At 34.8% G+C, this 9,202-nt stretch carries 7 protein-coding genes and 1 tRNA gene; 4 read left to right on the top strand and 4 right to left on the bottom strand.

Annotated elements, in window-relative coordinates; all coding sequences use genetic code 11:
• Window positions 1-67 precede the first annotated feature (67 nt).
• Window positions 68-139 (top strand) — tRNA-Arg (locus tag Q0L29_RS14020).
• 197 nt (window positions 140-336) lie between these two features.
• Here the strand turns inward: Q0L29_RS14020 and Q0L29_RS14015 are convergent.
• From Q0L29_RS14015 to Q0L29_RS14000, 4 genes are read right to left on the bottom strand one after another with little or no spacing between them, the layout of a single operon-like run.
• On the bottom strand, window positions 337-2,673 hold the full coding sequence (locus tag Q0L29_RS14015; RefSeq protein ID WP_296622646.1) for a carboxypeptidase-like regulatory domain-containing protein: 2,337 nt from the start codon (window positions 2,671-2,673) through the stop codon (window positions 337-339).
• A complete protein-coding gene (locus tag Q0L29_RS14010; RefSeq protein WP_296622644.1) occupies window positions 2,667-3,581 on the bottom strand; it encodes a DUF4249 family protein in 915 nt (304 codons plus the stop codon). Before Q0L29_RS14010 ends, Q0L29_RS14015 begins: the two co-directional genes overlap by 7 nt.
• Before the next feature lie 12 nt (window positions 3,582-3,593).
• Window positions 3,594-4,193: an outer membrane beta-barrel protein gene (locus Q0L29_RS14005; protein ID WP_296622642.1), complete on the bottom strand. Its 600-nt coding sequence runs from the start codon at window positions 4,191-4,193 to the stop codon at window positions 3,594-3,596.
• A gap of 55 nt (window positions 4,194-4,248) precedes the next feature.
• Complete coding sequence (locus tag Q0L29_RS14000) at window positions 4,249-5,238, bottom strand: hypothetical protein (RefSeq protein ID WP_296622640.1); 990 nt, start codon at window positions 5,236-5,238, stop codon at window positions 4,249-4,251.
• Between the two features lie 460 nt (window positions 5,239-5,698).
• On the opposite strand from Q0L29_RS14000, the gene Q0L29_RS13995 reads away from it, so the two are divergent.
• From Q0L29_RS13995 to Q0L29_RS13985, 3 genes are all read left to right on the top strand, one after another.
• Window positions 5,699-7,315 (top strand): class I SAM-dependent DNA methyltransferase, encoded by a 1,617-nt coding sequence (locus Q0L29_RS13995; protein WP_296622639.1) that lies wholly within the window; start codon window positions 5,699-5,701, stop codon window positions 7,313-7,315.
• A complete protein-coding gene (locus Q0L29_RS13990) occupies window positions 7,305-8,663 on the top strand; it encodes a restriction endonuclease subunit S (protein WP_296622637.1) in 1,359 nt (452 codons plus the stop codon). The genes Q0L29_RS13995 and Q0L29_RS13990 overlap by 11 nt, the downstream gene beginning before the upstream one ends.
• 17 nt (window positions 8,664-8,680) lie before the next feature.
• Window positions 8,681-9,202 (top strand): AAA family ATPase (locus Q0L29_RS13985; protein ID WP_296622635.1); only part of this gene is annotated, 522 nt, incomplete at its 3' end.

The raw sequence follows: 9,202 nt of genomic DNA, 5'->3' as shown, positions 1-9,202 counted from the left end.
TATACCTAGGATTAATTTAACAAAAGCTAAGGTAGCTAAATCGATACCCTAGAAGCGACCTGGATATGACCCCGTAGTTCAACGGATAGAATTGGAGTTTCCTAAACTTTAGATGCAGGTTCGATTCCTGCCGGGGTCACAACTACCAAGAACAAAAAAGCATGTTATTAGCTTTTGAGACAGCCATTGTAGATAAATACCTTAAAAAAACAAGTTGAAAAAATAACAGTGCTATCTAAAATTAGTATCCTTGTAAAACTGTAACGCTTATTTAGGACTAGACACTCTGATAACCAGTTTTTTTTTTAATACGCATTTGTTTTATAATTACGCTTATTATTTATGTTGATCAAAATAAATGGTATAGCTAAAACTGGGAATAATCGGGAAGAATGTTTTTTGGTATAGGTTTATACTTTTTCCATTAAAATCCAAATCAAATAGATATTGATCTGAATCTGTGTAATGGTAAAAATTAGTGTAAGAATTGAGTCGGTTATAAACATTGTAAATAGAAAATCTCCATTCTACAGGGCGTCCTTTTTTCGATAACTTACGATAAGTAAGGCCTGCATCTAGCCTATGGTAATCGCGCAATCGCGCAGAATTACGCTCACCATACATCAATACTTCTTTAAATTCGCCATTAACAGATGGACTTAGACGTTTTCCAATTGCAGGGGTGAACGGCAATCCAGTTTGATAAGTCCAAGCAATTGATAAATCTAATTTGTCAGACAGTGGTTTTGAAAAAGACAAATTCATCATATGGGGCCGGTCAAATTCGAAAGGATATTGAAAGCCATCATTTACTTCAGGGAATTTGTAAACAGTTTGGGATAATGTATAAGCTAATTGAGCTGAATAACTGTTAGTCTTTTTATCAAGTAATAATTCTATTCCCGTAGATGATGCAGTACCATTAGAAGCTACTTTATTTCTCCAGTTGGGATCACCAAATAAATTATTATACCCATCCTTATAAGTAAGAACATTAGTCGAATTTCTCGAGTAAGCTGTAATGTCAAGATTTAAAAAGCCTAATAAATCTTTCTGAACATAGCTCAAAGAAAATTGAGCCATTTGAGTGGGCGAAAATTCTTGGTCAGCCGGAAACCAAATTTCGTTATTCGCTATAAAACCCGTTGTAAACAACATATGATCATATTGATATAAACGTTCCAAATTTATTTTCAAATGCTGCTTATCAGATAATCCAAACCCAACGGTAAAACGTGGAGACCAATCTGTCCTTTTATAATCATTATTTTGATAATAGTAATACCGAACACCAGCTGTTATAAAAGAATGCTTCAAAAATTCAGTATTAAACTCAGCATAAGGTTCAAAATGAGAAGTACTAATAAACTCTCCTTCAGCATTATTAATTTGATTGGGTGAGAAGGAACGCTGATAAAGTTCGCCACCAATAAAAATTGAGATATTATCATCCAAGGAATATTCATAATGATTTTGAGCTCTTATCTCAGAGAGAGAAGAAGAATAACGGTTGTTAATTAATGCACTATCTGCTTGGTTATAATCATAATATTGGTTTTTATATTTTAGCCGATAATGAGTATAGGAAAGACAAATATCAGTATAAAAGCGTTTAGATAAATAATGTTGCCACTTAGAACCTATCATCCAGTTTCCCCAAACAGTTTGCATTCTGGATTTTATCTTTGAAGGCGAATCTTCACCACCACTCCAATGGTTCAGATAATCATCACCATGATAAACAATAAAAGACAAAGTTGACTGGTCGTTTACATGGTAAGTAACTTTTGAATTTACATCATGGAAACCGTAAGAAACTGTAAAATCATTCGCTCTAGACAAGGAGGAAACTCCTGCCATTAATGGGTCAATTAAGGTTTTTCGCAATGAAAGAAAATAGGTCCAATCACCTTGACCTAAAGGGCCATTGAGGGTAAAAGAAGAAATCAAGGGTGACAATGTAAGTTTGCTTTTATGGTCTTTGGTGTTCCCCTCTTTTTGTGTAATATTAATCAGGGACGAGACTTTACCTCCATATCGTGAAGGGAATCCACTTTTATAAATATCTATAGTATTAATCATTTCAGGATTAAAGACAGAGAAAAAACCACCCAAATGATGAACATAAGTTAATGGAATCCCATCAATTCGGTATTGGTTTTGACCTGACAAACTTCCACGTACAATAAGATGAGATGAAGCTTCATTCTGTGCTGTAAAACCAGGTAATTGTTCTATGGATTTAATTACATCAGGAACAGAGCCAATTACAGGATTAAGCTGAATATCCCTTCCTCTAAGTCGCTGAAAATTATGCTGAGCATTTTGGTTATTTCCTTGAACTGACACGACATCTAAATATTCTGTCTGTTGTTCAAGTAGATAGGAGTTTTTCTCTTCCAAAATTTTATTGACAACTAATTTTTTAGGCTCATATCCTATAAATGTAATTTTGAGGGAATCGCCATTAGTGGCAGTTAAGCGAAAATGACCTTGAATATTGGAAATAGTATTTTTCTGTTTGCCAGTTGGCGAAGTTAAAGAGATGTGTGCTCCAATTAGAACTTCATAAGTGGAACTATCTTTAATAGTACCCGAAAGCAATATTTCTTTTTGAGCTACACTAAGTGAGCATACTCCTAATAAAAGACAGCTTAATAGGATTTTTACCATTGATATTGATTTTCAAGAAAAAGAGTGTCAGCAATTACTTTGGAATAGGCTACAGAAAGTCCAATTACTCCTTCAGCATAGCTTTTATAGTATGGTTCATATACAGGTCTATTATTGCCATCCAGTTGGGGTAAATTGGATTGTTCGTATAAATACTCAGATTTCACTAATTCGTAATAATCATGATCTGTGGTTCTAAGTTCTATTAACAGCGGATATAACTGAATTTTCCTCTGTTCATTAATTAATAAGTCATTTCCAGTAGAATAATTTACTGTTAAATCAATTTTAGAATTCATCACTCCCTCATTACTAAAATTTAAGATGGGAATTCCCTCACGTATCAATAAGGGGTCTACGAGTTCCTTAATTTGAATAGGAGTAACTATAGTATCATTTTGAAAAGAATATATTTGGATTTGAGACACTTTCAAATGATGATAGCGGATTTCGGAAATATCATTTTGTAATGATATCAAAAGGGCTGGAGTAGAAACCCCTTCTTCATCTATAGCAAAATTTTCCTTATGATCAATCGATAAAATTTCAGAAGCTACTGGTATTTTCTTTTGTATGCTAAAGCTTTCACGATTAGGGATTTGAACAACAAATCTATATTCTACACCTTCTTTTGCGGTCACTTCTGCAATGTAATCTCCCTCATTTTGGTAGGTTAAACTAGAATGAAAATTATCATTTATGTACATATCAATTTCAGCTTGACCTTCATAATCTGGTTGTTTTGATTGAAGTCCAAAAGATTTCGATACATTTATAACTATTTGTGAATCGGTACTTAGAATGCAATTGACAACATGATAATCACTATAATCCTCAAAATCGCTTTCCACAAGTGTAGTGCAGGATGAAAAAATTATTAACCAGAATATGGAAAGATAATAGCGCATATTATTTTATAATTAAATTCTCCAACCAAGTCCAATTCGACCTAAAAGTCTTTCATTATAATTTGCTTCAAATTTAAAATAGAAATTATTGTTCATATTTAATTTAATTCCGGCACCAGCTGTATATATCCAACCGTTAGAACGTATTGCATCAAAATCATCTTTATCATTAAGCATAAGTGCATATCCAATTTCAACTGCAAAGAATGGATCAATATTGTCAATACCCAAAAAATTCCTCGTGATCAGTGTAGGAAAATTATATTCAATATTCGGAGCAAGAATAAGAAGTGGGCTTGAAGTTATACCGTAAGACTCACTCTGAATGGAATCACTCTTATCTAATTCAATCATCATCACCTCTTCAGTCCTTGCATACCTAAGATGCCCACCTATGGAGAATGTTTTAGCAACCTGATAATTCAATTCCATCATTCCAGAGAAATTGAAAGAAAAATTCTCAGTTTGATAGCCATTACTAGATTCATATGCATAGATAGATCTCATGTGAGATAATTGAAAATCAAGACTAAATTTATCATTAGCTCCATTTTGAGAATACCCAAAAATAGACAAACAAATTAATATTGATATTAAAAATAGCTTTTTCATATTAAAATTTGGGCTGCTTGAAAAAAAAGTTGGGTTACCCCAACTTTTTTTAATTTTATCTCAAATCAAATGTGGCTGGCGGTGTAGATGGTGTGTCACCGTAAACAGCAACAGCATAAAAATATGAACTCTTATCTGATGCATCATAAACAGTTTTAGGGTCATTTCTTTCCCATTTTTGATCATATTCAGTTCTTCTATTGTATGCTCTTTGATGTAGAACACTGCCAACATTGAACTGACCAGGTGCGTATGCCATATAACTAGCCTCTCCTGTAATTGTACGTGTACAATGATACCAAACCCACATAACCTTCTTATAAGGTCTTACCAAAAAATGATAGGTATAATATACATTTCCATCATTTCTTCTAGATTTAATCTCTGCTCTGGATAACGTTCTGTCCCTTCCGTCAGTACTTCTTCTTTCCTGTAAAGTGCCCCAATATCCACCTCGCTTGACAGATGTTGTCACCTTTCTTTCTATAGGCACAATTTCCAAGCCGTTAAACGTTTCATTTTCTTCTTTAATAAGTTGATCAAACTGTTCTTCAGATACAGATTTTAAAGATTCTATTTCTTCCAAGGATCCTTTAAGTTCGCCATTTTTAAAAATTTTATGAACTTTATCTCCAATCTGAACTAATCTATCCTGATTAATTACAAATCGATTGGCTTGGTTATGATATTTTGTCTCCAAGTAAAATTCATTCTCAATTTCCTCTAAAACTAAATAATCCTTATTCTCTTCAATAATTGACATTAGTTCTTCTTCACTGGAAAGTTCCTCAAAATTAATGCTATTGTAGCGTTTTAATGCTTCCACTCCAAAAGAATTAATACCCTTAGCTTTAACCCAGTCCTCTAATTCAGCAACCGGAATCTCTACAGATTCTGTAACGGCCTGGTTGAAGTCTTCAGTGGTCTCAAAAACTAACATGGAGGACTGATCTGGTTCTATTTTTAAGTTTTCTATTTCATTATTACACGAAGTAAATGAAATAATTATTGTGAGCGCTAATAACGCTTTAGATAATTGGTTCATAATAAATTATTGATTGTAAAATTAAATTTTGATTAAAAAGCAAGTGTATGCCTGATGCTTTGCATTCTATCATACCGATAAGGGAAGGACTATCTCATACGCAGTAACTTTAAGGGTTTTAGTTGACTTATTTTTTCAAAGCAAATTGTTTCAATTTAAAAATCAAAATATAATTCTAATAATTATCTCTACAATTATATATTGAATTATAGATAAGTTTTAATCAACTATGTTTTGTAATTAAGGCGCTAAAATGGAGTTTATAATATAAAGAAGATCTTCACTTTAAAAAAAGCCCTCAAATTGCTAATAAAATCTCTAAATTTTGATTTCATATCCTAAAACAGTAATATTAATGTGTCATACAGTTAATGGCACAAATACCATTGACCGACTTATTTTTTAACCAACTACAATCAAAATTTTCGGCATCTTTGCTGAATAGACAATAATCTAATCCATGGCTAAAAAAGCTGCACCAAAAAATCAAAAATCAATAGAAGAATCACTTTGGGATTCTGCCAATAAATTAAGAGGAAAGGTCGAATCTTCTGAATACAAGCATGTAGTTTTGGGCCTGATCTTCCTCAAATTTGCTTCTGATAAATTCGAGAAAAGAAAGCAAGAGCTCATAGCAGATGGTAAAGAAAAATACCTCGAAATGAAGGAGTTCTACAATATGAAGAATGTCTTCTTTCTTTCTGAGGAAGCTCGCTGGTCGCACATCATGGAGAATGCCAAGCAAGATGATATCGCTTTGAAAATAGATTCTGCCTTGCATAATGTAGAACGCAACAACCCTTCTTTAAAAGGCGCTTTGCCCGACAATTATTTCTCACGATTAGGTATGGATGCAGCTAAGCTTTCTGCCTTACTTGATACGGTAAATAATATCGACACCCTCTTGGATGAGAAGGAAGATGTGATAGGGCGGATTTACGAGTATTTCCTTGGGAAATTTGCATCTGCAGAAGGAAAAGGCGGTGGAGAGTTTTATACACCTAAAAGCATCGTAAACCTGATTGCAGAAATGCTGGAGCCGTACAAAGGCAAAATATACGATCCTTGCTGTGGTTCAGGAGGTATGTTTGTGCAATCGATTAAGTTTGTAGAAAGCCATAATGGCGATACCAAAGACATCTCCGTGTACGGACAGGAATATACTGCTACGACCTACAAACTGGCCAAAATGAACCTGGCTATTCGAGGCATCTCTGCTAATTTTGGAGAGGTGCCGGCTGACACCTTCTTCAATGACCAGCACCCTGATTTAAAGGCCGATTACATCATGGCCAACCCACCCTTTAATCAAAGCCAGTGGCGTGATAAAAACGAACTAACCGATGATGCCCGATGGAAAGGCTATGAGGTGCCACCTGTGGGCAATGCCAATTATGCATGGATTATGCATATGCTTTCCAAGCTATCTGAAAATGGAACAGCTGGCTTCGTATTGGCCAATGGAAGTATGAGCTCCAATACCTCAGGGGAAGGAGAATTGCGAAAGAGCATGATTGAAAATGACTTGGTGGATTGCATGATTGCCTTGCCCGGACAGCTGTTCTACACCACACAGATTCCTGTTTGCTTATGGTTTATGACCAAGAATAAAAAGGCTGATGCTGCCAAAGGCTTTAGAGACCGCAGCGGAGAAACGCTTTTTATTGATGCTCGCGAAATGGGTATTATGATAGACCGAGTCCACAAGGAACTGACCGAGGATGATATACAGGAAATTGCTCAAACCTACCACAATTGGCGCTCTACTACAGAAGCCCTTAAAGACCGTCATTCCGATGCCTCCAACGACCGTCATTCCGAGGAATCGAAGGAATCTCTCAGCTACGAAGACAAACCCGGCTACTGCAAATCAGCCACCACAGCAGAAATAAAAAAGAACGATTACGTACTCACACCAGGCCGCTATGTAGGAATGGCTGCCGTAGAAGATGATGGTGTGCCTTTTGAAGAAAAGATGAGTGCCCTTTCACATCAGCTTTTCGCACAAATGGATGAAGGTGAAAAGCTAGATGAGGCTATTAAGAAGAATTTAAAGATGTTGGGCTATGGGGAGTGAGTGGATTGAAATAACCTTAGATGAAGCTTATGAATTCAAGTCAGGACTATCTAAATCACGAGATCAGTTCGGTTCGGGATATGGTTTTGTTTCCTTTAAGGATGTTTTCTACAATTATTTTTTACCAGAGAAACTAGAGGGTCTCGTAAATACAAATAAGAAAGAGCAAGTTTCGTGCTCTGTTAAACGTGGAGATGTATTTCTAACTCGTACAAGCGAAACTTTTGACGAATTAGGAATGAGTTCTGTAGCATTAAAAGATTATGATCAGGCTACTTTTAATGGTTTTACAAAAAGACTTCGCCCTAAAGGTAATTACCAAATTCTACCGGAATTTATAGGTTACTACTTCAGGAGTCAATTTTTCAGAAGATTAGTAACTTCTATGGCTACTATGACTACTCGTGCTAGTTTGAATAATGAGATTCTATCCAAGTTAATAGTGAAATTCCCATCTCTCCAAGAGCAAAAATCCATAGCTCACATCCTAGGTACTTTAGATGATAAAATTGAGCTCAACCGTAAAATGAATGAGACGCTGGAAGCAATGGCGCAAACACTCTTCAAAAGTTGGTTTGTAGATTTTGATCCTGTGCTCGATAAAGCCTTAGCCGCAGGTCACGAAATACCCAAACCCCTACAAGAAAATGCAGAAAAGCGCAAAGCTTTAGGCAGTAAAAGAAAAGCCTTACCACAAGAAATCGCTGATTTATTTCCTGATCGATTTGTTTTTACTGAGGAGTTAGGTTGGGTGCCTGAGGGGTGGGAAATCAGTAATATTGGTAACGAATTTAATGTTACTATGGGCCAATCTCCCCCAGGGTCTACTTACAATGAAAATAGTGAAGGAATAAGATTTTTTCAAGGGAAAGCAGATTTTGGTTTCAGATATCCTACTGATCGAATTTATTGCTCTGAACCAAAACGATTTGCTAGTGAAGGCGATACTTTAATGAGTGTTCGTGCCCCTGTAGGTGATGTAAATATTGCCTTGCATGATTGTTCAATTGGAAGAGGTTTATGTGCAATTCGACATAAATTATCCTCAAAATCGTATACTTATTACTTTATGAAGCATAAAAAAGCTATTTTAGATAGCTATGAGTCTGGAGGTACTGTGTTTGGGAGTATTAATCAAAAACAGCTAAAGAGTCTTGATGCTTTCGGAAATATTGAATCTATAATATCTGCTTTTCATGATATAGCTTCAAGTCATGATGAAAAAATTGAATTAAATTCCAGAGAGTTATTAATTCTTTCCCAAACGAGAAACACTTTACTTCCAAAGCTGATTTCTGGGGAATTGAGAGTGCCAGAAGCTCAGAAAATGCTGGCTAACAATTTTTAGATAGAAGAGAAGAAGGCATGATTAAAAAAATTGAAATCAAAGATATTGCTTCATATTCTCCTGAAGGAGAGGAAATCCCTGATTTAAAAAAGGTAAATTTCTTTTTTGGTAATAACGGTTCTGGTAAGTCCACGATAACAAAGTTTCTTTACAATCTGAATCTCCAAAAAGATTTATCTGAAACAAGATATAAAAATTGTACTACTGAAGGTTTCAATGATCAAACTCATCAAATATTGGTATTTGACGATCAGTTTGTTGAAAGGAATTTTATCAATAAAAACTTCCAGCCAGGTATTTTTTCATTAAATGAAAAGAATGATGAAATTGATATATTAATAAATGCAGAAAAAGAAAAATTAAAGATTGATGAGAATCATTTTAATAGTGTTTTACCTTCCCGAGAAAAAAAGTTAAAGGATCTACTTCATAAATCCACTGAAGAATTAAAAAAGACATGCTTTAAAGAAAGAAAAGCTTTTGATACTTTTTATCAGCACGATATTAAATCTGTCTCTTATACACATCTCCGAGCCCAC

This window comes from Marivirga sp. (genome assembly GCF_024636815.1).
Taxonomy (GTDB): Bacteria; Bacteroidota; Bacteroidia; order Cytophagales; family Cyclobacteriaceae; genus Marivirga.
Note: the sequence above shows the minus strand (reverse complement) of the source record. Positions and strands in the feature narration are given on the sequence as shown.